Source organism: Allobosea sp. 05T439 (genome assembly GCF_056396005.1).
In genome coordinates, this window is the sequence record NZ_JBFTKP010000033.1 from 33,168 (window position 1) to 58,213 (window position 25,046).

Genomic DNA, 25,046 nt, shown 5'->3' on the forward strand with positions numbered 1-25,046 from the left:
TTCGGGGCGCGTGGGGAATCGTCCGGCATCAGGCCGGGCGGTCGCGAGGTTTTGACAGCGTAAACGGGAGCCGGGCGATGTCCGATCATATCGATGGGCCGAGGCAGATCGGCGACCCCTCGGCCGATCTCACTGACCTGTTCGCGTTCACGAGCCCCGAAAACCCGGCTCGTACGGTGCTGGCCGCCAATGCCTTTCCGACCTGTGGTGCGGACGCGATCTTCTCCAATGCTGTCGGCTTCGCAATCGTGGTTCGTCGCGCGAAGGTAGCCGGGGTTGGCGAGGCAACGAAATTCGAGACGAGCGACCCGGAAATCCGGTTCTCCTGTCGGTTCGACGCGCTGGAACATGGCGCGGCCGGACAGCCTCCGATCCAGCGTGGCACCTGCACCCTGCCTGATGGTCAGACGCTTCGTTTCGTCGTCAACGACGAGCGCGGTGCGTCCACGCCCGATGGCGTCTTCAGGGTCTATGCGGGGGTGCGGTCTGATCCATTCATCCTCGCGTGGCTGCTCGGGGGCGATGGCATGAGGAAGTTCGAGAACCTCCTGTACAACGACAACGTGCTCTGCATCGCTATCGAATTTGATACGCAACGTGTGCTCGATCCCGACAGGGGGTCTCTTTTTGGAGTGATCGCCGAGACGGTGCCGTTGCCGCATGCCGGCGCTCTTGTTGGGCACGAACCGCCACGCCTCGATTGGGTCGGCCGTCCCGAACAGACCAATGTCCGGCTCAACAATGGTGGGCTGGCCGGCGTGGACGATCTGCGCGATCTCTGGAACCAGCAGACACCGTTTGCGATCGACGAAACGCTCAAGCCCCTGTTCCTTCAGCGCCTGAAGGACAGCCTGGCCAACTGGGATATGCGCGACGGCAGGCAGGATTGGACCCCGGCCGCGCTGGCATCCAACGCCAGCATGTTTCTCGACGACTTCATGCTGTTCGACGTGGCGAAGCCGATCACCGATACGAGCCATTTCGAAATCGAAAGAAGCACGCTGAACGGAAAACCCTATCAGACCGGCGGCGGACGCACCGTCGATGCCGATGTCATCGATGTGCTTCTGACCTGGCTGGTGAATCGCGACCGCACCCACCTCCAGGGCGGTACGACCAAGGCAACGAAGCCCGGCACCAGGAATTTCCCCTACTTCGCCACACCCAACACCGACTTGCAGACCATCATGGAAACCGTCGAGCTCAGTGCTCCACCCGACCGGATCTGGGACTTGATCGGACCATTCGGCGGCACCTGGCACCCGCTGGTCGCCCAGATCGTGCTGACGGGCACGGGTGTTGGCCAATTGCGCACGATCCAGACGACGGAAGGCAAGCAGATCATCGAACGTCTCGACGCAAGCGACAGCACGGCCAGATTCTACCGCTATACAAATATCGCAGGGCTGCCGGTGGCGAATTACACGGGAATGCTCTCGGTCAAGCCGAGTGGCTCAGGCAGCACCGTCGAGTGGCGCGCACAATTCGTTCCGAACGGCCAAGGCACGATTATCGTCAAGACGATCGTGTCGACGCTGTTCAAGACCGGGCTCGATAGCCTCAAGTCGCGCTTTTGAGGACAGGGGTATGATTGCGCAAGCAGAGTCCGACAACGTGGTCTTTCAGACCACCGACGGCGAGATCGCCGCGATTAATCTCAATAGCGCGCGCCTGCGTTCCTGGACGCGTTTCGATCAGGATCCGCAACGAACGGGCGTCTCCGAAACCGTACTCKAACATGAGCAACTGAYGGCGCAACTCCTGGGCGACTTGTCCGCATTCGACCGCATGGAAACGCTGGCCGATCTGCTGGCGCGGCTCGACCCCTCGTCGCCACGGACCGCATTGATCCGGGCCCAGGTCGCGTCAGCCCTGCACCGTTTTGCCGAGGCGCGGGGACATGTGGCGCAAGCGAGCCTCGGCGAGGCTTCAGCGGCGGAAAATCTACTGCTGACGATCGATCAGGCCTGCGGCACCGCGCTGGACGCGGTGCTGGAGAAGCGGCGCCGTATCGCGGAGCAATCCGGGCTCTTGCCGGATCAGGTGGCGCTCGGCGCCCTGCTGGCCGATCTCGGGGACTTTGCCGGCGCCGACCAAATCTACCGGCAGGCGCTCCGCGACTACCGCGAGGTGTCGCCATTCCCCGTGGCCTGGGCCTGCTTCCAGCTCGGCGTGCTCTGGGGCGAACTCGTGCCGGGACCCGATTTGGCCCGCGCCGAGCGCTGGTACCGAAAGGCCGTCGCCTGCTTGCCCTGCTATGTGAAGGCCCGCGTGCATCTGGCCGAAATCCAGGCCGGTGACGGCCGGACGAGGGAAGCTGAAGCCACTCTTGTTCCCGCCATTGCAAGCGGCGACCCCGAAGTGCTCTGGCGCCTAGCCGATACGCTGGCCGTCTCCGACGAGAGGCGCAGCGAGGCCGACGCGTATCTGGACGCCGCACGCTCAGGCTTCKAAGCGCTCCTCGCCAGGCATCTGCTGGCCTTTGCCGATCATGGCGCCGAGTTCTACGCCGGCAGCGGTGGCGATGCTCGGAGAGCCTTCGAACTGTCGCGGATCAATCTCGAGAACCGACCGACGCTACGCGCCTTCGAGCAGGCTCATGAGACCGCCATTGGCGCTGGCGAAACCGAGGCCGCCGCCGCGATCGCCGCGTCGGCGCGTCGACGCTGGGCCCCCACGGCCGCGTTCCGACTGTCGTCGCTGGCACGACACGGTGCTGCCGAAACCGATGGAGCCGTCGCATGATGATCGACCGTCGCAGGTTCGTAGCGGGCGCAGGCCTGGCTGCCGTCACACCCGCCATCGCCTTGTCCTTGCCGCAACCTTCTCCGGCGCCGGCGACCGCAATCGCGCCTGTCCTGATGATCGCCGGCTGGAGCAATCCGGACGACGGCGACACGGCGGAGCAGGTGTGGCTGCGCGTCGGTCATGGATGGCGAACGGCCTGGCGATGATGAGACGAGGGCTCTGACGACGACACGGAAAGCTATGTGCGGAGAATCACCTTGGCCGACACGATCAAGCTATCCGTCAATGGCGAGGCACGTGTCCTAAGTATTGACGATCCCAATATGCCGTTGCTCTACGCGTTGCGCGAGCAGCTTGGCCTGCATGGCTTGCACTACGGCTGCGGGCTCGGTCAGTGCGGAGCTTGCACCGTGCACTATTACGGGGAAGCGTTGCGTAGCTGCCTCATGCCGGTCTCGGCGGTCGCCGGGGCCGAGATCGTGACCCTGGAAGGCCTGGGGACGGCGGAAAAGCCGCATCCGGTGCAGCAGGCCTTCATCGACGAACAGGCTGCCCAATGTGGCTACTGCATCAACGGCATGATCATGCAGGCGGCCGCGTTTCTTTCGACCACGAAGCGGCCGACGGAGGAACAGGCCCGACTGGCACTGGCGAGTAACCTCTGCAAATGCGGCACACATGTCCGGATACTGCGCGCCGTGATGCGCGCCGCCGAGCAGATGTCATGAGGGCGGGGGGGCAGATCTCCGGGGCGCCACTCTCTCGTCGTGCAGTCTTGACCTATGGCGGAGCGCTCGTCGTAACGTTCGAAGCCCTGCGATCACCGTCATGGGCGCAAGCCCCACCCGCGGCGAACGGCGGCGCGGCAGACGAAGTCGGCGGGTTCATCGCGATCGGTGCCGACGGGCTCGTCACGATCAAATCCGGGAAGGTCGAGCTCGGCACCGGTGCGCTTACCGCCATCGCCCAGATTGCGGCCGAGGAGCTGTCCATCCCGATGGGCCGGGTAACGATGATCCAGGGTGATACCGAACTCACGCCCAACCAGGGGCCCACCTATGCCAGCCTGACCATTCAGGACGGTGGCATGCAGATTCGCCGTGCTGCGGCCACCGCACGCGCCGCATTGCTCGATCAGGCTGCAATTCGCCTCAAGGTCGCCAAGGACATGCTCGAGGTGCGCGACGGCGTGATCACGCCCCGGCAAGGCGGCCAGGGCCTGTCATATGCCCAACTGGTCGGCGAACGTCGGCTGACGATCAAGGTCGATCCCGCCGCGGCGCTGAAGGACCCGAAAGATTACACGATCGTCGGCACGCCCGTGCCTCGCCTTGATATTCCCGCGAAAGTCCTTGGCAGGTTCACCTTCATCCAGGATTTCACGTTGCCTGGCATGCTGCACGCGCGGATGGTTCATCCAGCGGCGCTCGGCGCCAAGCTCGAAGCCTGGAACGACGCCGCCTGCCGCAAGATCACGGGCTATGTGCGGACGGTCCGCAAGGGCGACTTTCTGGCCGTAGTCGCCGGCAATGAATGGGCGGCCATCCGGGCATCGACCGCGATCGTCGCGACCTGGTCGGCCTGGGCAGGCCTGCCCGACGAGGCCAGGCTGTTCGAATATGTTCGCAGCTCGAAAGTCGTCCGCAATGAGGTCCTACAGAACACCGGCGATACGACCGGCGACGAGAGGGCGAGCGGCAGAATAATCGAAGCGACCTACGACCTGGCCCTCAATACGCATGGCTCGATCGGCCCGTCCTGCGCGGTGGCCGATTTCAAGGATGGTGTTCTCACTGTCTGGACACCGTCACAGGCGAGCCACCTGCTGCGGTCGCAACTCGCCACCATGCTGGGACTGTCGCAGGAGCGCGTGCGCTGCATCTTTGTCGAAGGCGCAGGATGCTATGGCCGCAACGGAGCCGATGATTGCTCGTCCGAAGCCGCGTTGCTTGCAAAGCTGCTCGGCCGGCCGGTCCGGTTGCAATGGATGCGAAGCGACGAACATGGCTGGGATCCGAAGGGGCCGCCGGTCCTGCTCGATTACCGCGCCAGTCTTGATKATCAGGGCCGAATTGCCAGCTGGCAATCCGACATCTTCCTCAGCGAACGACCGATGCAGCGCTCGGGTGCGACGCTCCTGGCGGCCACTCTCGCGAAACTGCCGAAATTCGGGTCGGGAGCCGGGGTGTATAATCCGGGCCTCGGCATCCCCTATGCCTTGGCCAACAGCAAGCTGACCGCGCATTGGCTCGCCGACACGCCGCTCCCGGCGGCATGGATTCGCGCGCCTGCACGCCTGCAGAACACGTTTGGCAATGAGAGCTTTCTCGACGAGATTGCGGCCGCAACGGCTGTCGATCCGTTCGATATCCGCACCCGGAATCTCAAGGACCCGCGCGGGCTCGAGCTGCTCGAGAGCCTGCGGAACCTCGCGCAGTGGGAGCCGCGCGGCTCGCGGCCGCGCGATGGCGGCATGCTGGTGCGGGGGCGGGGCGTGTCCTACGCCAAATACGAGCTGGTCCGGACCTATGTCGGGATCGTCGCCGATGTGACGGTCGATTGGTCGGACGGCCGGATCAAGGTCGATCGCGTCTTCGTCGTTCACGACTGCGGCCAGATCATCAACCCTGACGGGCTGCGCAATCAGATCGAAGGCAACGTCGTCCAGACGATCAGCCGGACGCTGGTCGAGCAACTCACCTTCAGCCGCAGTGCGGTCACGAGCCTCAACTGGGGTAGCTACCCCATCCTGACCTTTCCGAACGTCCCTCAGGTCATGATCGACCTGATCGACCGGCCAAACGAAGCGCCATGGGGAGCGGGCGAGCCGACTACTTCCGTCGTGCCCTCGGCCATAGCGAATGCGGTCTTCGACGCGACCGGCGTGCGCTTGCGATCGGTGCCGTTCAGAGCGGCCAAAGTTCTGGCGGCTATGCGCCTGGCGAAAGCGAGATAGCGGGATGAGCACCGTGGAAGCACAGGATCACGAAGGAGAGGACTACGTCTCCTCCGCTTTTCGGCGTGAAAACGTCGCCATCGTGGGCAGCCCCGACGAAATCCGAAGGGTCGCCGCAGAAGGCGTGAGCGGCGCCATGGCCGTTGCCGGCCTGGCGGTGGCCGCCATCCTCGTCATCTGGTTCGCCTTCCTCCTGTTCATCTATCTCCCGCGAGGCGCTGTTGACTGATCTGACAGGCGAATCCGAACGAAGATGGGCCTGGGTCGTCACCGGGGTCATGGTCCTCGTGCTTGCGGTGATCACGTTCAACGGCGTGCACTGGGCCGTGCAACCCCCGTCGAATGTCGAAACGATCGATGCGGATCGCCTCCATCTCGCCGGGGAGTTTGTCGAGACCAATCTGGGCACCGAGGTCGTGGCGGATCAATCGGTGGTCGTGCGCGTCGTCGCCKAGCAATATTCGTTCGTGCCGGCCTGCATCGTCGTTCCCACCGAGACCAGGGTGGTTTTCCGCGTCACCAGCCCCGACGTGGTGCATGGCTTCCTGATCGCCGGCACGAATGTGAACAGCATGGTGGTGCCCGGGTTTGTCTCCKAGGCGCGTACGCGCTTCGAGCGGCCCGGCGAACACCTGATGCCTTGCCAGGAATATTGCAGCGTTGGGCACCAGGGCATGTGGGCGCGGGTGAAGGTCGTCGATCGCCTCGAATTCGCCCGATCCTATGGCGGCAGATTGCGAGCGTCCTGTGCAGGGTAGCAACCGCCTCGTGCTCGCCCATTTCTGGACCGCCTTCGCGGTCTTCGCCGTCATGATTCCGCTCGGCGCCTGGCAGATGCTGGTGCGTAGCCCGCTGCATCGGTGGATAGACCCGGAACTCTACTACCGGGCGGTCACGGCGCACGGCACCTCGCTCGCCTATGTCTTCCCGACGCTCGTTGCGATGGGCTTTGGCTATGCGGTCTGCGCGGTGTCGCTCGGCCGGCCGATGCACGGGGCGCGGCTTGCCTGGGCGTCTCTCGGACTGGTGATCGCCGGGGGCGTGCTGGCGATCGCGACCGTGGCGGCCGGCAAGGCGACTGTTCTCTACACCTTCTATCCACCGCTGCTGGGCAGCCCGTATTACTACCTGGGCATCCTGATTGCGGTGATCGGTTCATGGATCTGGGTCGGCCTGATGATCTCGCATTTCAGGCGCTGGAAGCGTGATTATCCGGATCTCCCGGTTCCGCTGGCGATGTTTGCCACCACGGCCGGCGCATTGCTCTGGGCCTGGACGTCATTGGGAGTCGGGGCGGAGATCGTCTTTCTGATCCTGCCCAATGCCTTCGGCTGGACGGACACGATCGACCCCGCCCTTGCGCGTCTGCTGTTCTCCTGGACCTTGCATGCCATCGTCTACTTCTGGCTGATCCCCACCTATATCGCCTTCTACGTGCTGCTGCCGCAGGCCGCCGGCGGCCGGCTCTACAGCGACAAGATGGGCCGGATCGCCTTCCTGCAACTGCTGATCTTCGCGATGCCGATCGGCCTTCATCATCTCTTCGCCGATCCGCAGATCGGTGCCGGCTTCAAGTTTCTCCATGCGGTCTTCACGGGAATGGTGGCGGTCCCCACGCTGCTCACGATTTTCACCATTTGCGCGTCTCTCGAAATCGCGGGCCGCCTGCGGGGCGGGCGCGGTCTTTTCGGCTGGATCGCCGTTCTGCCATGGGACCGCCCACTGGTGCTGGCTTCGGTGCTTTCGCTGGTCATGCTGGGCATGGGTGGGGCCAGCGGCCTGATCAACATGAGCTATGCGCTCAACCTGACGATCCACAACACCCAATGGGTCACCGGGCATTTCCACCTGATCTACGGGGGGGCGATCGTGATCATGTATTTCGCGATTGCCTATGAACTCTGGCCGCGCCTGACCGGTCGCCCGCTMGCATCGCCGCATCTCGTCCGGCTGCAGCTCTGGACCTGGTTCGTCGGCATGATGGTCGTCACGCTACCCTGGCATCTGGTCGGTGTCATGGGACAGCCGCGGCGCATGGCCTATTTCGACTTCACCAATTCTGCACTCGCGCCTCAGGCGATCTGGGTGAGCGTGTCGACGGTCGGCGGCTTCATTCTTGTGGTCTCGGCGATGCTGCTCGTGGGCGTGCTGGTCGCATCTCATCGTGCGCCGAAAGCCGCGATCCCGCCGCTGAGATTTTCCCTTGCGGTCAATCCTCCTCTCCGATTGCCCAAATCCCTGAACAGTTTCGGGGTCTGGACGCTGCTGGTCGTGGCCCTGACCGCCGCAAATTATGGCTATCCACTGGCCCAGTTTCTTTTCCTGAACAGGACGAGCGTTCCTGCCTATTCGAGCCAGGTACGATGAGCAGCGGGGGGCGCCAAGCATCGCGCGATTCCCGGTTCGCCGTATGGATCAGCGCCACCGTCGCGCTGTTCATCGTCGCGGTGCTGATCGGCTTCATATGGTTGCCATCCGTCCAGAGGGGCGCCGAAGGTCTCGATCTCTGGAGCGTGATTTGCCGTGCAGTCGGCCTGCCCAACGCAAGTGCGCGGGCTCCCGTCGCGATAGCCGCACAGCCCGCTTCGACGGTTGCCTGGACCGCCTCGACGCGACAGCAGCTTGCGCAAGGTAACGCGGCGCGCGGTGCAGCGCTTGCGGTCAACTGCAACAACTGCCACGGCCTGAACGGCATCAGCACTGACGCGGCCTTCCCAAATCTCGTCGGTCAGAGCGCGGACGCGATCTACAAGCAGCTCGCGGATTACCGGAGCGGCAAGCGCAACCCGGTGGTAATGGGAGTATTCGTCTCATCCCTGTCGGAGCAGGATGTTTTCGATCTCGCGAAGCACTTTGCGTCGCTCCCGCTCCCCGTTGCCGGGCCTCCGGAAAAGAGCGATCCAGCGACCTCCAACGTCCGAACCCTGATCGAAGTCGGCGATCCCCGGCGAGGCATGGCGCCCTGTGCGGCATGTCACGGACCGCTCGGCTTGACGATTGGCGCTCCGAGCCTGCGAGGCCAGCAGCGTGCCTATCTCGAACAGGAACTGCAGGCCTTTGCCACGGAGAGCCGCCGCAATGACATCAGGGAGCAAATGCGCTCCATCGCTCGCCAGCTGACGAGCGCAGAGATCGCGATGATTGCTGCCTATTATTCCGGCCTTGGCCAGCAATAACCGCGGGGAAGCGTTGCCTGATCAAAAAGGATTGCCGGCGCGCGGCCTGCTGATTGCAAGCGGGTATCGGTTCCTGCTGGGCTAGCCTCGCGAAACCATGCGAGGGGGAGTGAGGAATGGGCCGAACCAGTCGCGGCTGCCATGGTGCAGCCCTAACCAGAACGGTACTGGGTTGAACGTTCGATGCGGCGTGTTCGCCGGGCTATTTCGGAAACAGGAACTGCACCTGGGCCCGGAGTTGCCAGTCGGCGCCGCCGCTGGGCTTTGCGACATTGTAATAGGCTGCAAGCTGCGCGTTGATGGCCTGATGGCCGATCTTGAACACGCGCCCGAAACCGCCTCCAATCGGCACCGTCCAGCGGTCGCCGTGGCCGGCTTCCCAGTCGGCGGTGATGATGGGAGACGAGGTCAGATACCAGCCGCCGTGGAAATTGTAGTTCACGAAGGGCTGGAGCGTCATCGCATTGACCGCGCTGCGGTTGCTCTTGCCCGCGAAGGACCAGACATTGTTGGCGAGGACGCCGACGACCCAGGGCCCTTCGATCGCCAGGGCAACGAAGGCGGGGCCGGCCGAGTACTTGCCGCTGGTGAGGGTCTTGTCGGTGCCGGTCGGGAATACGAAGGTCGGCCCGATGCCCCAGATGATGCCGTGCGTCGGCTGCTTCGGCGAGAAGAAGAAGCTCGGGTTGATGTCGCCGAGGCCGAACTCGCGGTCACCATTCACCGTTAGGGCCGGTTGCGAGATCACCGGCGTGATCCAGCGCGTGATCAGGTTCCAGTCCTTGTTCAGCGTGATCGGGATCACGGGCTGGATGTTGAGGACATTCTGCAGCTGCTTATGCGGGCCGACATTGAAGTTGGAATTGTTCTGGAACGGCAGGCTGATCATGTCGGCAACGGGGTTTTGCGCCGCCTTGGCAAGATCGTCGGTGCTCTTTTCGGGGCCCTCCTGGGCGATGGCGAAAGAGCTCGCCAAGCCGATTGAGATGGCGAGCGCGACMCTCAGTCCGAATCGTCCGCAGCCTGTGCGTCGTCCAGTCATGATGTGCTCCGTCTGTCATCCAGACCATCTTTGATCATTGGAACAGAGTTCGCTGCTGAGTGCCAGATTAGGTATTGCTTGCAATGCGCAATCATCACCGTGTGTTGCTTGTGTGATACATGTCGACAATGTTGTGGCGGAGGCTCCGCTGTGTCTACGACAGTATTCGATGCATTGGGAATGCAATACGGTTCGACGGGAGAAGCTCACTCAAAGAATCGGGCCGATGGGGATCGACGCGATCACGTGTATTGTCGGGTTCTTCGTCTCCGCGATCGGGGGCGGCCTGATTTTCGACGGCGTGGTCGAAGCCTTGCAAATGCACGGTGTGACCACTTTGCACTGAGCGCCGCCTGCGCCTGAGCAGCGCACCCTGCGCATCGGGCGGGATCGCTGGACCTGAGAAATCTGGTTCTCGCCCATCCCAGCTACGAACCTTTGTTCGCGATCGCGAGTTTGCCGGCGCCATCGACGCCATGCTTCTGCAGATCGGCCAGCAACCCTTCGTCCGACAGGTCCAGCCGGTGCGAATGCTTCCAGTCGTGATGCGAGACTTCGACCAGGCGCTCGACAAGGTGGCGGGCGTCGGTTTCGATGGCGAGCTCGCGCCGTGCATCGAAGCTGCCGGGGGTCAGGTTGATCGAGCCGACGATCGCGCGTTTCTCGTCGGCCAGGAGCATCTTGCCGTGCAGCTTCAGATTCTTCAGCCGATGGATCTTGGCTCCCACATCTTCCATGATCCGCAGGCCGCCGACGCCTTCCACCAGCTTGTCGCTCTTCAGCTTGTGCGGCTGCCGCGCCATGATGTGGACCTCAACACCGCGGTTCAGCGCCCGGACGAGGCGCTCGATGATCACCGTGTCCTGGTAACGCTCATTCTGCAGCCATAAGGTTTGCTTGGCGTCGTCAATGAAGGCCGCGATCCGTTCTCGGCCGTTATTGGGGCACCAGATCAGCTTCGACGCAGGATCGGGCGCGAACTCCGTCTGTACCCAGTCCGCTTCGAAGCAGCGCACCATCTCCGCGACTTCCAGCTTGTCGGTGGTGGTGACGGCATAATCACGCGTCTCGGTGAGATCCCGCGTCTCCCAGTTCAGCGACTCGACGAAGCCGATCGTATCGTCGATCACCATCGACTTCTGGTGGGTGAGAGCAAAGGCCGGGCTGCTGTCGCGCACCTCGATGCCGGCAGCGTCGAGCACCTGGCGCGTCTCCTCGTTCTCGCTCGCGCCGTCGCGGCGCGCCGGGTTGAGCATGACGCGCACCTGGACGCCGCGTTGCTTCGCTGCGAGCACAGCGCCAAGCAGGGTCGGGTCCGTGAACAGGAACATCCTGATATTGAGCACCCGCGTGGCGGCGTTGATCGGTGCGAGGATGGCATCGGGGGTGTCGTCGGGAAGGACAATCAGCTTGTGCGACATGGCCGGCACTCCTTGATTTGCGCAGGAAGGGACGGGGCGACCTCACTTGGCCGCGGTCGTTTCGAATTGGGCGCGGTTGAGTTCGGCATAGATCCCGCCGCGGGCAATCAGCTCGTCATTCGGGCCCTCTTCCGCAACGATCCCGTCTTTCAGCACGATGATCTTGTCGGCATTTCGAATCGTGCTGAGGCGATTGGCGATCATGATGACGGTGCGGCCCGCCATCAGCCGCCGCAGCCCCTCGATCACCAGGTGCTCGGACTCGGTATCGAGCGCCGCTGTCGGCTCGTCGAGGATCATGATCGGGCTGTCACGAACGACGGCCCGGGCGATGCCGATGCGCTGGCGCTGGCCGCCCGACAGCGTATCGCCGCGCTCCCCGACCATGGAATCATAGCCATGCGGCATGCGGGCGATGAACTCGTCGGCATTGGCGATCCTGGCGGCCGCCACGATCTCCTTGTCTGTCGCACCTGGCCGCCCATAGGCGATGTTCTCCCGGATCGTCCCGCGAAACAGCACCGTCTCCTGCAGCACGAAACCGATCTGGGCGCGCAGGGCGGCGAGTTTGAACGTGCTGACATCCGTGCCGTCGATCAGGACGCGCCCGCTCTTCACGTCATAGAAGCGTGGCAGCAGGCTGAGCACGGTGGATTTGCCTGAGCCCGTGGGCCCGACGATGCCAACGACCTGCCCAGGCGCGATCGAGAAGGAAACATCGCGCAGCACGAGCACATCGGCCTCGTAGCCGAACGCGAGATGCTCGAAGGTGATCGCGCCCTTGACGCGCCCCGGATCAACCGCATCGGCGCGTTCGAAGACGATCTCGTCGGCTGCGAGGATCGTCTGGATGCGTTCCAGCGCTACGGTCGTCTGCGCGATTGCCGTCGTGGCGCTGGCAAGATCCTGAACGGGTTTGAAGAATTTTGAGAGATAGGCGAGATAGACCGTCAGTGACCCGGCCGTCATGGTGCCTGCGATGATCAGCGCCGTTCCCTTCCAGAGAACGATGGCGGTGCAGAACGCGACCACGATGCTGACCACCGGCGAGAGCAGGGACTTGACCCGCCGTGCCTTCAGCGCCGCATCGACTGTCGCCTGGCTGACATCCTGCAGATGCGCGAGTTCGAGATCCTGCCGCCCGAACGCCTTGACCGMCCGGACCGAGCCCAGGCCCTGTTCGACGACCGCCAGAACTTCACTCTGCCTGACGCGCACCACGCGCGTCGCCTCTTTCACCGCCCGCTTGAAGCGCATGATGAAGACCAGGAGGAAGGGAATGACGGCGATTGCGATCAAGGTGAAGTCCCAGTCGAGCCAGAACATCAGCCCGACCATGAAGACGATCGTGAGAAGGTCGACGACGATACTCAACGTCGACGACGAGGCGAAGCTCTGCAGGGTCGAGACATCGGAGGTGATGGTGGAGATCAGGGTGCCGATCTTGGCATTCTGATAGTATCGCAGCGACAGACGGTGCAGGTGCTCATAGATGCGGATGCGTAGATCATTGGCAATCCACTGGCCAATGCTCGTGGTGTAGTAATTGTCCAGGTAGGTCGCTATCCCGCCGATGATGGCGATGAGCAGAGTGGCAACGCCCGCAAAGAGCGCGACACCGGTCGTGTTGCGGCTGAAACCGTACTGATGCAGCCATGCTAGCCATTCAGGCAAGTGATGGTTGCCGAGCGCATCGTCCAGGACCAGCTTCAGCGGCCAGGGCGCGGCGAGGCTGGCGGCAATTTCGACCAGCATTGCGCCAAAGGCGATGAGCAGCCAGCCACGATAGGGGCGGAGCAGGTCTAGAACCAGGCGTGTCATTCGCCAACTCCTGCACGGGGTCAGTCTCGGCTCGGCACACTCACAGCATCATTTTTTCCAGTTGATCCGAGTGCAATCACGAGCGCGTCGAATAGGTTCGCATTCCGCAACGGCTTCGAAAGAACGGCGACGATGTCCGAGGGGTGAGACGGCTCGCGCATCCCGTCACCATGGGCCGTAATGATGATGGTCGGAATATGGACGCCAGCCTTGACCAATTGATGGTGCAGCTCGAGGCCGGTCATCCCAGGCATTTGCAAGTCAAGGATCAGGCAGGCAGGCGTCCCCGTGGGCAAGACCTCCAGAAATTMGCGGGCCGAGCTGAAGATCTTCGTCTCATAGGCGCGAACCCTCAGCGTCCGACTCAGGGACTTCAGCACGGACGGATCGTCGTCCACGATAGCGATCCAGGAAGAATCCTGCCCCATGGGGCGGAACGTGAGGCGGTTTTTTCCCGTTGTCGACCTGACCGTTGGGCCAGTACGCATCGCGGGGCGACTACGCGGAAATGCCGGCCTTCTCTGTCAGGCGCACCAGATCGGCGACCATACGAACGCCGAGCTTCTTCATGATCGACCCACGGTGGAATTTGATCGTCTTTTCGACGGTGCCGAGCTGGTATGCGATCTGCTTGTTCAGCTTTCCAGCAACCACATGTGTCAGAACCTCACGCTCGCGGGGCGTCAAGGTTGCAATTCTGCTCTCGACCGAGTTCAGCTCGGCTTGCGCTTGCCGGGCGCGAGAATCTGCTTCCCTCGCGCGTTCTATGGCGGCCACCAGATCCTGGGCGCTGACCGGCTTGGTCAGGAAATCGACGGCGCCCGCCTTCATGGCACGCACTGTGGTCGGAATGTCGCCCTTGCCGGTGAGAAAGATGACCGGCCGACTCATCGCCGTGGCTGTCAGTGCCTGCTGAAGTTCAAGGCCATCGAGGCCCGGCATGCAGACGTCAACGACGGCGCAGCCTGGAATGGAAGCGTCATGTTCCGCGAGAAACTCCTGCGAGGATGTGAAAGCCGCAATCGTGTATCGCCTTACGCCAAGGAGGCKGGACAAGGCCTTGATCACTGATGTGTCGTCATCAACGAGGAAGACTGTAAACATCGGGCGCTCACTCGGCTGAGATCGGCGATTTGGCTGGCAGCAAGAGGCTCGCGACCGCTCCGCCGGCCTCGTCGTTCGCAAGTTCGACCTCGCCACCATAGGCCTCGACGACGGTCGAGCAAATCGCCAGTCCAAGGCCAAGTCCGTTTGGCTTGGTCGTGTAAAAGGGCTCGAACACGTGGCTCGCGGCTTCCGGCTGAATCCCGGGTCCGCAATCCTTGACGCGGACTTCGATCATCCTCGTCGGCGTACACAAAGTCGAAACGGCGATGTTTCGTTCGGGCGTGGGGGTGGAAGCCATCGCGTCCATGGCGTTGACCAGGAGGTTGAGCAGGACCTGCTGTAGCTGGACGGGGTCCGCGACCGTCCCGGGCAATCCACCCGCCAGTTCGAGGTTTACGCTGATCCTGCGACTGACGAGTTCATTATGGAGCAGCGCCAGCGTCGACGTGACGAGCTCATTCACATCGACGGGGACAGCCGTGGTCTCCCCCTTCTTGAGCAGGTTACGCAAGCGCTGGATGACATTGCTGGCCCGGCGATTATCGTCGACGATATCCTGCAACACATCGCGGAGCTCAGCCAGGTCTGGCGAAGCGGCGGCAAGCAAATCGAGCCCCGTTTCCGCATTGGACTGGATTGCGGTGAGCGGCTGATTGATCTCATGGGCGATCGCGCCCGACAGTTCGCCCAGTACCGAAACCCGCATCAGGTGCGCCACCTCCTGGCGCTGCAAGGCCGTTTCGATCTCGGCCATCTTCTGGTCGGTGACGTCGATGAAGATTCCGCTGAGCTGCTTCGGATCGACCCCGGGGGCGGGATGAAACCGCGCGCGAATCCGTATCCAGCGCGGCTCGCCATCCCGCATGACGCGAACGTCTGCGACGGCCGACTGGTCGCTGTTGGCCGCCTTCGTGAGCGAGTTCATCGCTCCTGCGCGATCTTCGGGATTGATTGCGGCAAGGAGCGCATCGCGGGAGAGGGGAGTATCCTCCCCAAGACCGAACAGGGCCCGCGCGTGCTCTGTCGCCCAGAGCGCGTTGGTCTCGCGGTTGAATTGCCAGAGGGCCAGGTTCACGGATGCCGCTGTGAAGGTCATCCGCTCTTCGCTCTCCTTGAGCAGAGATTCGGCACGCTGCCTTCTGCGCATCTGAAGCAGCAGCGCGCCGGCAACGGCCATCTGCAGGGCAGAGGTGCCGAGGGCCGCAAGCACCAGATTGTGATGCTGGTCCCAGATCGTCGGCTGTTTGAACAGGACCACGGCATCGGCCGGAAGATTGCCTTCCCGCAGATTCCAACGCTGCATCGCCCTGGCATCGACGCGGTAGCTCTGTCCGGGATTTGTTCGTGGCGGGAGCGCGGCCGGGTCAGCGCCTGCAATGATTTCAAGTGCGAGGTCGGCTGCGGCTATGCCGACAGACTCGAACGTCTCGATGAAGCCGCCAACCGTGCCATTGCCCAGATAGGTATCGTAAGGTGAATAGACGGGAGCGGGGGAAAGCGCGACCAGCGCACTCGCGACTTCGGCCGGAACAAAACTCTTGCCCGTGCCGTCCGCGAACACCGTCAGGACGATAACGATTGCGTCTGCGGGAACACGTCCCAACTCTGCAACGAGAGTGTCATAAGGCAGGCCGAAAAGGTACGTGGCTTCTAACTCGGCGTGAACCTGCATCGTCGCCTGCGCTTGGGTTTGCCAACGGCGATCCACTTCGGCGCTCCCGGCAATCATCACGACGCGCCCTGAATTGGGCTGCAGCGCCTTCGCCAATGCGAGCGTCTTTTCCAGATTGAACTCCGTGATGATCCCGGTGACGTCGGGAGGCGGTCGTGAGATGGCATAGGTTGCCGACGAGATGCTCGTAAACACGACGGGTACGGTGGGGGCGATCGTGGCGCGATGCTTGATGATGAAGGGCAGTGCCAGGCTCCCCAGGGTGACGATGACGTCCGGGGGGGAGCGCGCGTACTTGTCACGCAGGAACGACGCCATCCGATCCTCATGCGCGGGGTCGGAGCTGCGCGCGAGGTCAAGGAACTCGGCATCGATCTCGATCTTGTGAGGAGCGCGTTCCGAGAACCGAATTCGCGCGGCCTCGCTGATGGCCGCCGTGGCCGGAAATGTATAGTTGAACGCATGCAGAAAGAGGATGCGCGCTGGTTTCCGCTGGGACCGCGCAGCCGGAGCCAGCCAAGGGAAGGCGAGCACCAGAAGGAGCAGGCCCAACGCTCCAACACCTCGGGTGGTCTTTGCTGCAAGTTGTAATCGAACTTCCATCTTTACTACCGCAGCGGCACGTGGAAGGTCTCGAAGTTCTGGGAGGCCGCATTATTCAGCGTCACCTCTACCCTGTCGAGATGCATTTTTGCCGGGGCCGAAGCTCTTGGGCGCCCAGTCTTTTTCGGCATAGGCATGGTGTCAGCGGTTGAACCTTGACCGCGGGGCCTCGGGAAATCCCGGAGGCCGGAGAGCCTCGATACTGGGCCATGGTCCAGTAGAGCGACCCCCGATTTATCGGTACAGCCTACCTGAGAGCCGAGCACTCAGAGAGTGTTTCATGCGAAGTCTTGAAATCACGGAACGACCGTCCGCTGCCCCCAGCGATCCACTGAAACGAGCGTTGAGTGCGGCAACTGCGCCTCCGCGAGATATGCTCGTCATACTCGGCGGCACGTTCCGCATGGGGGCGGATCGCCATTACCCTGAAGAGGCTCCGGTTCACCAGGTTACCGTTGACGCCTTCTGGATGGACCGTACGCCCATCACGAACCGCCAGTTCMGTGACTTCGTTCGCGCCACCGGACACGTCACGTTCGCGGAGCGGTGTCCGGATCCAAAGGACTACCCGGCGGCCCGGCCAGAGATGCTCTATGCTGGTTCTCTCGTCTTCTCGCCCCCCGACCATCCCGCTGACCTGCGCTTCTGGGGCGAGTGGTGGACTTACTTGAAGGGCGCTGACTGGCGGCATCCCTACGGCCCGAGGAGCAGCATTCACGGGCTCGACAACCATCCCGTGGTGCACGTGGCATTCTCCGATGCGCTGGCCTATGCGCACTGGGCCGGGATCGACCTGCCGACCGAGGCTGAATGGGAATTCGCGGCCCGCGGCGGCCTCGACGGCGCGGAGTTCGCCTGGGGCGCCGAGTTCACGCCCGGCGGCCAGCACATGGCCAATACCTGGCAGGGCGACTTCCCGCGACAGAACCTCGCGCAGGACGGGTTTACGCGCACCTCGCCGGTTACCGCCTTCCCCCCCAATGGCTACGGCCTCTACGACATGATCGGCAATGTCTGGGAATGGACGAGCGATTTCTACGTGGCGAGGCACGCCGCCGATGCGCCAAAAGCCTGCTGCATCCCGGAAAACCCGCGCGGCGGGCGCGAGGATCAGAGCTACGACCCATGCCATCCGGAACTCAGGATCCCGCGCAGGGTCCTGAAGGGTGGCTCACACCTGTGTGCGCCCAATTACTGCCGCCGCTACCGGCCGGCGGCACGCCACCCCCAACTCGTCGACACCTCGGCAAGCCATATCGGCTTCCGCTGCGTCCGGCGCGGAGTCTCGAAGATCTAAAAGAGGAGGATATGCCGTGAAGCATGACATTCTCGCCGGAACTACGAGCACTGCCCCCGCTGACAGCCGAACGAGGCTCAGCCGTATTCTTGCCAGCGCCTGCGACACCACGCGAACGGCTCTCCTGGGAGCTACCGCGCTCATCTGTGCAAGCGCCTTGACGCCGGCCGTCGCACAGGCCCCGGCACAGGCGCCGGCCCCTGCTCAGGCGCAATCCCGACCGAACATCCTGTTCATCATGGGCGACGACATCGGCATCATGCAGCCGAGCATCTACCACCGCGGCCTGATGGTTGGGGAGACGCCCCATATCGACCGGATCGGACAGGAAGGCGCGCTCTTCACGCACTACTACGCCGAGCAGAGCTGCACGGCTGGCCGCAATGCCTTCTTCACAGGCATGCATCCGCTGCGCACCGGCATGATCCCGCCCCAGTTGCCGGGCAGCCCGTCCTATCTGCGGCCGGGTACCCCGGCGCTGGCGAAATTCCTGATCGATCTCGGCTACAACACCGGCGAGTTCGGCAAGAACCATCTCGGCGATMACACCGACGCGCTGCCGACCGCGCATGGCTTCCAGGAATTCTGGGGCTATCTCTATCACCTCGATGCGATGCAGGGTGTGAGCTTCCCCGACATCAACAGGACCCCGACACAGCAGACGGTCGCTCCGCCATGCCTGAACACGCCGATCCCGGGCCTTCCCGCGGTTCCCGGCGCGGTGGATCCAAGAACAACCGTTTGCCTGACGCCGCCACGTCCCGTGATTTCCTGCACATCCTCCAATGGCACCGCGGCCAATCAGACCTGCCGGGACGAAGGTCCGCTGACCCTGGAACGCTCGAAGACCGTGGACGAGGAAATCTCCGCCAAGGTCGTCGACTTCCTCGAGCGCAATGACCCAAGGCGGACCAACAAGCCGTTCTTCGCCTGGTACAACCCGGCCCGCATGCACATCACGACCATGCTGTCGCCGAAATACGAGGCCATGATCGGCGAGCCCGGCGGCAAGGACTGGGGCCTCAACGAGGCCGGCATGAAGCAGCTGGATGACAATATCGGCGTCGTGCTCAAGAAATTGCAAGACATGGGCCAGCTCGACAACACGATCGTCGTTTTCACCACCGACAACGGCGCCGAGACGATCACCTTCCCGGACGGCGGCACCACGCCCTTCAAGGGCGGCAAGCTGAGCACCTGGGAAGGCGGCATGCGCGCGCCTGCGCTCGTGCGCTGGCCAGCCGGCGGCATCCGGCCGGGCACAATCAAGAATGATATCTTCGCGTCACTCGACTGGCTGCCGACCCTCGTCAACCTCGCGGGCGGAGACAAGGGCGACGCGCTGAACCAGCGCATCATGGCCGGCAGCTATCCCGGCATCGTCAAGACCAAGCTCGATGGCGTCGACCAGGTCGAATACCTGCTCGGACGGTCGGAAAAGTCGGCACGCGATACGTTCTTCTACTATTCCGGAAAGGACCCCTCGGCGGTACGCTACAAGAACTGGAAGATCTATTTCGCGATGGTCTCAGATTCGCCGGCCGGCTTCATCTCCGGGGTATTGCCCTTCCACTGGGCCCAGGTCGTCAATATCAAGCGTGATCCCTTCGAGACCGCGATCGGCTCGCAATACAAGACGCTCCTGGGTATGGGCGGTTCGATCGGCTCCCCTTCCACCGCCTATATCTACGATTGGAACATGCTGCCGATCGGCCAGGCACTGTGGATGAAGGAGCTTCTCTCCTACAAGGACTTCCCGCCGATGCAGGACCCGGCGAGCTACAACCTCGATCAGGTCATGGACCAGATCAAGAACTCGAAAGGCCGGTCCGACTGAGCGCTGGCGAAAGCAACCAGGCAGGCGTCCTGCTCGGGGGCGCCTGCTCCCTTCCATCAGGCTGGCGAGCACCAGAACCTCTTTCAAGGGAGGACGTCATGAAGACCTATGTCATGACCGGCATCGCGTTATCKATCGGATTGATTTTGTCAGGCTGCCAGAGCTCGCAATCACGAGCGCAGCAACTCGCCGCGATCTGCGCCGATCCCAACAACCGGGCGCCCAAGTCCGGCTATTGGCGTGAATGCCAGACGCTCTATCCGTCAAGCACGCGGCAATTGCAGAAGGATTATCTGCTCGGCGCTGCGGCCGGAAACTGAGGCTCGTCCTGGGCCGGATCTTCCGATCCGGCCCAAGCCTTTCCGGCTGAACCTTCCCTCGTCACACCTGGGTCCCGGTGCGAGTCCGCGAAGCCCCGTTGAAAGGGCCTCGAGTCCATTCGACCCCGCATTCCCCAAACTATCCGGAGGACGTCATGCCATCCTACGCCTTCACTGCCCTTGCGCTMTCCGCCGGGCTCGCCCTGGCCGGTTGCCAGTCCACCTCCCAGACCGTGCAGCACAAGGAGGATCTGCTCTCGGCCGCCGGCTTCACCCCGCAGCCCGCAAACACGGCGGAGCGCGTCGCGGCGATGAAGAAGCTGCCGCCCAACAAATTCGTCCAGCAGGTCAAGAATTCGCAGATCATCTACGTCTACGCCGATCCGATCGTCTGCCAATGCGTCTATTTCGGCAACCAGGCGGCTTACGCCCAGTTCCGCCAGATGGTCTTCGCGCAGAAATTGGCCAACGAGCAGCAGATGACGGCAGTGATGAACCAGAACGCCTTCGATTTCGGCCCCTGGGGTGGACCGGGACCATTCATGTACTAAGTTCTGTTTCTCGCCGGCATTGAAGGGAGGCAAGGATGAAGCTGATCGGTTCTTCCGCCGACATCGACCGACGCATGTTGCTCAACGGCCTGGCGGCTCTGCCGGCTCTCACCATTCCCTTAAGTTTCACAGTCAGTTCGGCCTCCGCCCAAACGGACCCGTTGCCGTCCTGGAACCAGGGCCCGACCAAGGCATCGATCACCGATTTCGTCTCGCGGGTCACGGCGCAGGGCGGTCCCGACTTCGTCGCACCCGCCGAGCGTATCGCGGTGTTCGACAATGACGGCACGTTGTGGGTGGAGCAGCCGATGTATGTCCAGCTCGCCTTCGTGCTCGACCGGGTCAAGGCGCTGGCGCCGCAGAACCCCGGCTGGAAGGCGAAACAGCCGTTCAAGGCGGTCCTCGGTGGCGACATGCGGGCATTGTTGGCATCCGGCGAACAGGGGCTGATGCAGCTCATCGGCGCCACCCATGCCGGCATGACCTCGGAGGCGTTTGCGAAGATCACCACGGACTGGCTGGCGACGGCGCGCCACCCGCGCTTCAAGCGCCCCTATACCGAGCTGGTCTACCAGCCGATGCTGGAATTGCTCGCCCATCTCCGCGCCAATGGCTTCAAGACCTATATCGTGTCGGGAGGCGGTGTGGAGTTCATGCGTCCGTGGACAGACAGGGTCTACGGCATTCCCCCCGAGCAGGTCATCGGCTCCTCGATCAAGACTCGCTTCGAGATGCGCGATGGCAGCCCGGAGATCTTTCGCCTGCCGCAGATCAACTTCATCGACGACACGGTCGGCAAGCCCGTGGGTATCAACCAGCATATCGGCCGCCGGCCAATTGCGGCGTTCGGGAACTCCGACGGGGATCTCGAAATGCTGCAATGGACCACGCTGTCGGGCGGGCCGCGCTTCGGCCTGATCGTCCACCACACCGATGCGGAGCGCGAATACGCCTATGACCGCAATTCCCATTTCGGCAAACTCGACAAGGCGCTTGACGCCGCGGCCGTGAACAAATGGACGGTGGTCGACATGAAGCGGGACTGGAAGAAGATCTTTCCGTTCGCGGAGTGAGGACGGCATTCGGCGGCCGCGCAGGGCAGGGAGCATGTCCCGAGGCGCCAAACGGGTGCAGGGTTTCCGTCTGGCTGCGCGCAATGTGAAAGGGGACATCTCATTCATTCTGACACGCCGTGAAAGCGCATTGCGCCGAGCGATCTGGGCTTTTTGCACGCGCGCCGGCGGAAGGCGTGCACACCCACAAGGGAGGCTCCAAATGCTCACGAAACACTTCACTTGCGTCATTTTTCTGCTTGCTGGGCTTGGATCGGTGCGGGGTGAGGCTCAGACGCAAGGCACCGAGCCTCGGCCGAACATCCCCCTGCAAAAGACGATCGGTGTAGCCACACCCACGGGGCCAGTTCCCTCGCTCGCCGTCATCAACTCGACAGGCGCAAAGCTGGAGGGAAACACCCTGACTTTGACGGGTGTTTCGGCGAATTCGATCGTTTTCGCTGATCGCCCCGTGCGCGCCGCCGGCCATGTCGCCACCAGGCAGTTCATCATGCAGTGGGACGAAGGAAAGGACAATTTCGCCAAGGATCCTCCGAACGCCACCATATCGGTCCTGGGCGGGGATGGTTCGAAGGTCAGTGACGCTGTGGTGACGTTGCGATCGCCGAAACTCGATGCGGGCAACCTGACCTTTGAGGTCTCAATCCTCGAGGGGAGCCTCACCGGGGCGAGCGGGCCGGCGGCGTTGTTCATCGACCGCTTCGGAGGCTTCGGCGGCGGCGGGTTCGGCGGCCGCCTCGGAGGCGGCGATTTTGGCGGGCGCGACTTGGGTGGCTTCGGCGGAGGCGATCGGTTTGGCGGCGATGCGCGACTGGGCGATGCGCGATTGGGTGACGATCGCGTCGGCTATGACCGCTGGGGCGCCTATGATCGAGCCCGGGTTGGCGGCGCCTACTGGCATGCGCCGGTCTACAATGGCGCCTGGTATGCCAGCGGGGCGGCCTTGGGCGCAGCCGCCGGAATCGCCGCGACGCGGCCCTATGGCTATGGCTACGGCTATGGTCAGTGCGGGTACTATCCCTATCCAGCCTGCTACTAGATCCCCCGTGATGCGCCGGGCCGGTGGGACAACCGCAAACTGCTCGGGGTCGTTCCCTTCGCGTCGAGGCGGTCCTCTGCGTGGATCGACCCGGGATGTCCTTGGATGCCGGCAAGGCAGGTGCGGGTCGCATCCAGCAGCCACGCTGCGTAGCAAGCTCTCACTTTGCCGCACGTGGACAGGAGAGACACGCTGGAGAGGCCCGCTCCGTCGAAGTCTCGTCTCCGCGTCTGATGTTTCATTCGGCCAATACAGAGGGCTAGAAAATGAGCGGCTCATTGAGAATTCTGGCGCTTGTGCTTGGCGCAGTCGTCGCTGGAGCATTTGGTGATGCCTCGGTCGCGCAGGAGCAGCATTTCCATCCCAAGGGGAACATGCCTTCGCGATTCACGATCGAAGCGCAGGAACAGCAGCGGCGGATATTGCCCCTTGCCGACAAGCAGGACTTCCAGGAAGCGAAGCGCGGCTTCATCGCCTCGCCGCCCTATCGCAAGATTATGAATGACAAGGGCGACGTGGCCTGGAACATTGATAACTGGAACTTCCTCCTGAACGGGAAGGACTTTGACAGCATCCATCCGTCACTGCAGCGCCAGGCCTTGCTCAACATGGAGTATGGCCTGTTTGAAGTTGTGCCTGGCATCTATCAGGTCCGTGGCTTCGACCTCGCCAACGTCTCCTTCATCCGAGGGAATACGGGCTGGATCGTGATCGACCCCCTGACGGTCAAGGAAACGTCACGGGCCGCGCTGAAATTCATCAACGAGAGGCTCGGCGAACGCCCTGTCGTGGCGGTGATCATCTCCCATTCCCACGGTGACCATTTCGGCGGGATCCGCGGTGTCGTGGACGATGCCGCTCTGGCCGCAGGGAAGGTCCAGATCCTTGCGCCCAAGGGCTTCATCAACGAGGCCATCTCCGAGAATCTCTACGCCGGCAACGCGATGACCCGCCGCAAGAGCTATACCTACGGCGACGTCCTGTCCCAGAGCCCCTACGGCCATGTGGATTCATCGATCGGCAAGGGTGTCGCCAGCGGGGATGTTGGCATCCTGCCCCCGACCCGGAGCATTGAGTTGCCCATCGAGGAACTGACCATCGACGGCGTGCGGATGGTCTTTCAGAACACACCCGGCACGGAAGCGCCGGCGGAGATGAACACCTGGTTTCCGGACCTCAAGGCATTCTGGGCCGCCGAGAACATCGTCGCCGGACAGCACAATGTCCTCACCTTGCGGGGCGCGCCGGTGCGCGATGCGCTCGCGTGGTCGCAATATATCAACGACGCGCTGTACCGGTTTGGCGATCAGGCGGAGGTGATGTTCGCATCGCATAGCTGGCCGCGATGGGGAAAGGCGCGGATTGGCGAGGTGATGCGCGGGCAACGCGACATGTATGCAAACCTGAACAACCAGGTCCTGCATCTGGCGAATTCCGGGGTGACGATCAACCAGATCCACAATGTCTATGAGCCGCCCAAAAGCCTGCTGCAGCAATGGTACGACCGCGGCTATCACGGCTCCTACCTGCATAACAGCCGAGCCGTGATCCAGCGTTACCTTGGATTCTGGGATCTGAACCCGGCAACACTCGTCCCGCTGTCGCCGGAAGACTCCGCGCCGCTTTACGTGGAGATGATGGGCGGCGCCTCAAAGGTGATGGCGAAGGGCCGCGAGCTCTACGACCAGGGCAAATACCGCCACGCAACCGAGATTATCAACAAGCTGGTCTACGCGGAACCGGGCAACCAGGACGCAAAGAACCTCCTCGCCGACACGTTCGAGCAGATGGGCTACCAGTTCGAGAGCCCGAGCCTGCGGAACAGCTTCCTGTCCGGCGCCAAGGAACTGCGCGATGGCGTCATCGCGGTGAAGGCGGCAAAGGCGGGCAGCCCCGACTTCGTACGCGGCACCACCACCGAGCTGTTCCTGAATTACCTCGGGGTCCAGATGGACAGCCGCAAGGCCGACGGCATGAAGTTCAAGATCAATATCTCGACGCCGGACAATGGCGAGCGGTTTGTGGTCGAGATGAGCAATGCGACGCTGACGACGATCGCCGGCTATCAGGCCGCGGATGCAGATCTGACGATCACGATCGACCGCCGCGAGCTGGAGGACGTGATGATCGGCACGGCGAAGCTGGCCGACAAGGTCTCGGCCGGAAGGGCCAGGATGGCAGGAAATCCCGCCGTGCTCGCGCAGCTCGGTTCGACAATGGTCAAGTTCGACAATTGGTTCGAAGTCCTGCCGGGCACGAAGAAGGAGACCGGAACTTCGCCAAGGCCCGAAATCCTGCAGGACGACGCGACCTATTACGAGGGGCCCTGACTAAACCAAGGAAGGGCTCAGTCATCCCGGAGCGCGAAAGCTCCTCGGTTTTC

At 62.9% G+C, this 25,046-nt stretch carries 22 protein-coding genes; 16 read left to right on the plus strand and 6 right to left on the minus strand.

Going from position 1 to position 25,046, the window contains the following annotated elements:
* The first annotated feature begins 77 nt into the window (after positions 1–77).
* Genes AC1DIO_RS27115 through AC1DIO_RS27155 form a run of 9 tightly spaced genes read left to right on the plus strand, consistent with a single transcriptional unit; the run spans position 78 to position 8,880 of the window.
* Positions 78–1,577 carry a DUF4331 family protein gene (locus tag AC1DIO_RS27115; protein ID WP_476776630.1) on the plus strand — a complete coding sequence of 500 codons (1,500 nt, stop codon included), beginning with the start codon at positions 78–80 and terminating at the stop codon, positions 1,575–1,577.
* Positions 1,578–1,587: 10 nt separating this feature from the next.
* Positions 1,588–2,745, plus strand: coding sequence for a hypothetical protein (locus AC1DIO_RS27120; RefSeq protein ID WP_476854361.1), 1,158 nt, complete (start codon positions 1,588–1,590; stop codon positions 2,743–2,745).
* A complete protein-coding gene (locus AC1DIO_RS27125) occupies positions 2,742–2,954 on the plus strand; it encodes a twin-arginine translocation signal domain-containing protein (protein ID WP_476768651.1) in 213 nt (70 codons plus the stop codon). Before AC1DIO_RS27120 ends, AC1DIO_RS27125 begins: the two co-directional genes overlap by 4 nt.
* Before the next feature lie 51 nt (positions 2,955–3,005).
* The gene (locus AC1DIO_RS27130) at positions 3,006–3,476 is read left to right on the plus strand and encodes a (2Fe-2S)-binding protein (protein ID WP_441493121.1); all 471 of its coding nucleotides are present in this window, start codon (positions 3,006–3,008) and stop codon (positions 3,474–3,476) included.
* A complete protein-coding gene (locus tag AC1DIO_RS27135; protein WP_476854362.1) occupies positions 3,473–5,704 on the plus strand; it encodes a xanthine dehydrogenase family protein molybdopterin-binding subunit in 2,232 nt (743 codons plus the stop codon). The genes AC1DIO_RS27130 and AC1DIO_RS27135 overlap by 4 nt, the downstream gene beginning before the upstream one ends.
* A 13-nt stretch (positions 5,705–5,717) precedes the next feature.
* Positions 5,718–5,933, plus strand: coding sequence for a hypothetical protein (locus AC1DIO_RS27140; RefSeq protein WP_476834406.1), 216 nt, complete (start codon positions 5,718–5,720; stop codon positions 5,931–5,933).
* Positions 5,926–6,462, plus strand: a complete 537-nt coding sequence (locus AC1DIO_RS27145; protein ID WP_476854363.1) for a cupredoxin domain-containing protein — start codon at positions 5,926–5,928, stop codon at positions 6,460–6,462. The genes AC1DIO_RS27140 and AC1DIO_RS27145 overlap by 8 nt, the downstream gene beginning before the upstream one ends.
* Complete coding sequence (locus AC1DIO_RS27150) at positions 6,452–8,071, plus strand: cbb3-type cytochrome c oxidase subunit I (protein WP_476768648.1); 1,620 nt, start codon at positions 6,452–6,454, stop codon at positions 8,069–8,071. Before AC1DIO_RS27145 ends, AC1DIO_RS27150 begins: the two co-directional genes overlap by 11 nt.
* Complete coding sequence (locus AC1DIO_RS27155; protein WP_476825492.1) at positions 8,068–8,880, plus strand: c-type cytochrome; 813 nt, start codon at positions 8,068–8,070, stop codon at positions 8,878–8,880. The genes AC1DIO_RS27150 and AC1DIO_RS27155 overlap by 4 nt, the downstream gene beginning before the upstream one ends.
* A 202-nt stretch (positions 8,881–9,082) precedes the next feature.
* Here the strand turns inward: AC1DIO_RS27155 and AC1DIO_RS27160 are convergent, their stop codons facing one another.
* From AC1DIO_RS27160 to AC1DIO_RS27185, 6 genes are all read right to left on the minus strand, one after another.
* Complete coding sequence (locus AC1DIO_RS27160) at positions 9,083–9,922, minus strand: hypothetical protein (protein WP_476854364.1); 840 nt, start codon at positions 9,920–9,922, stop codon at positions 9,083–9,085.
* A gap of 428 nt (positions 9,923–10,350) precedes the next feature.
* Positions 10,351–11,343: a phospholipase D-like domain-containing protein gene (locus AC1DIO_RS27165; protein ID WP_476770403.1), complete on the minus strand. Its 993-nt coding sequence runs from the start codon at positions 11,341–11,343 to the stop codon at positions 10,351–10,353.
* A gap of 42 nt (positions 11,344–11,385) precedes the next feature.
* A complete protein-coding gene (locus AC1DIO_RS27170) occupies positions 11,386–13,164 on the minus strand; it encodes an ABC transporter ATP-binding protein (RefSeq protein ID WP_476854365.1) in 1,779 nt (592 codons plus the stop codon).
* Between the two features lie 20 nt (positions 13,165–13,184).
* Positions 13,185–13,562, minus strand: coding sequence for a response regulator transcription factor (locus tag AC1DIO_RS27175; protein ID WP_476854366.1), 378 nt, complete (start codon positions 13,560–13,562; stop codon positions 13,185–13,187).
* Between the two features lie 100 nt (positions 13,563–13,662).
* A complete protein-coding gene (locus AC1DIO_RS27180) occupies positions 13,663–14,367 on the minus strand; it encodes a response regulator transcription factor (RefSeq protein ID WP_476854367.1) in 705 nt (234 codons plus the stop codon).
* Positions 14,276–16,546: a sensor histidine kinase gene (locus tag AC1DIO_RS27185; RefSeq protein ID WP_476854368.1), complete on the minus strand. Its 2,271-nt coding sequence runs from the start codon at positions 16,544–16,546 to the stop codon at positions 14,276–14,278. Before AC1DIO_RS27185 ends, AC1DIO_RS27180 begins: the two co-directional genes overlap by 92 nt.
* A 373-nt stretch (positions 16,547–16,919) precedes the next feature.
* On the opposite strand from AC1DIO_RS27185, the gene AC1DIO_RS27190 reads away from it, so the two are divergent.
* The 7 genes from AC1DIO_RS27190 (at position 16,920) to AC1DIO_RS27220 (ending at position 24,993) form a co-directional block, all read left to right on the plus strand.
* Positions 16,920–17,843: a formylglycine-generating enzyme family protein gene (locus AC1DIO_RS27190; RefSeq protein ID WP_476854369.1), complete on the plus strand. Its 924-nt coding sequence runs from the start codon at positions 16,920–16,922 to the stop codon at positions 17,841–17,843.
* Positions 17,844–18,000: 157 nt separating this feature from the next.
* On the plus strand, positions 18,001–19,680 hold the full coding sequence (locus tag AC1DIO_RS27195; protein WP_476854374.1) for an arylsulfatase: 1,680 nt from the start codon (positions 18,001–18,003) through the stop codon (positions 19,678–19,680).
* 98 nt (positions 19,681–19,778) lie between these two features.
* Positions 19,779–20,000 (plus strand): hypothetical protein, encoded by a 222-nt coding sequence (locus tag AC1DIO_RS27200; RefSeq protein WP_441493108.1) that lies wholly within the window; start codon positions 19,779–19,781, stop codon positions 19,998–20,000.
* Positions 20,001–20,155: 155 nt separating this feature from the next.
* Positions 20,156–20,551, plus strand: coding sequence for a hypothetical protein (locus AC1DIO_RS27205; protein WP_441493107.1), 396 nt, complete (start codon positions 20,156–20,158; stop codon positions 20,549–20,551).
* 74 nt (positions 20,552–20,625) lie between these two features.
* Positions 20,626–21,624, plus strand: coding sequence for an HAD family hydrolase (locus AC1DIO_RS27210; protein ID WP_476854375.1), 999 nt, complete (start codon positions 20,626–20,628; stop codon positions 21,622–21,624).
* A gap of 202 nt (positions 21,625–21,826) precedes the next feature.
* Positions 21,827–22,663, plus strand: coding sequence for a hypothetical protein (locus tag AC1DIO_RS27215; RefSeq protein ID WP_441493106.1), 837 nt, complete (start codon positions 21,827–21,829; stop codon positions 22,661–22,663).
* 266 nt (positions 22,664–22,929) lie between these two features.
* Positions 22,930–24,993: an alkyl/aryl-sulfatase gene (locus AC1DIO_RS27220; protein WP_476834590.1), complete on the plus strand. Its 2,064-nt coding sequence runs from the start codon at positions 22,930–22,932 to the stop codon at positions 24,991–24,993.
* The last annotated feature ends 53 nt before the right edge of the window (positions 24,994–25,046 follow it).

Bases quoted from the DNA above. Each gene is read 5' to 3' on its own strand.
- AC1DIO_RS27210 (WP_476854375.1), top strand. From the start codon at position 20,626: ATGTTGCTCAACGGCCTGGCGGCTCTGCCGGCTCTCACCATTCCCTTA.
- AC1DIO_RS27215 (WP_441493106.1), top strand. From the start codon at position 21,827: ATGCTCACGAAACACTTCACTTGCGTCATTTTTCTGCTTGCTGGGCTT.
- AC1DIO_RS27125 (WP_476768651.1), top strand. From the start codon at position 2,742: ATGATGATCGACCGTCGCAGGTTCGTAGCGGGCGCAGGCCTGGCTGCC.
- AC1DIO_RS27155 (WP_476825492.1), top strand. From the start codon at position 8,068: ATGAGCAGCGGGGGGCGCCAAGCATCGCGCGATTCCCGGTTCGCCGTA.
- AC1DIO_RS27165 (WP_476770403.1), bottom strand. From the start codon at position 11,343: ATGTCGCACAAGCTGATTGTCCTTCCCGACGACACCCCCGATGCCATC.
- AC1DIO_RS27115 (WP_476776630.1), top strand. From the start codon at position 78: ATGTCCGATCATATCGATGGGCCGAGGCAGATCGGCGACCCCTCGGCC.
- AC1DIO_RS27185 (WP_476854368.1), bottom strand. From the start codon at position 16,546: ATGGAAGTTCGATTACAACTTGCAGCAAAGACCACCCGAGGTGTTGGA.
- AC1DIO_RS27220 (WP_476834590.1), top strand. From the start codon at position 22,930: ATGAGCGGCTCATTGAGAATTCTGGCGCTTGTGCTTGGCGCAGTCGTC.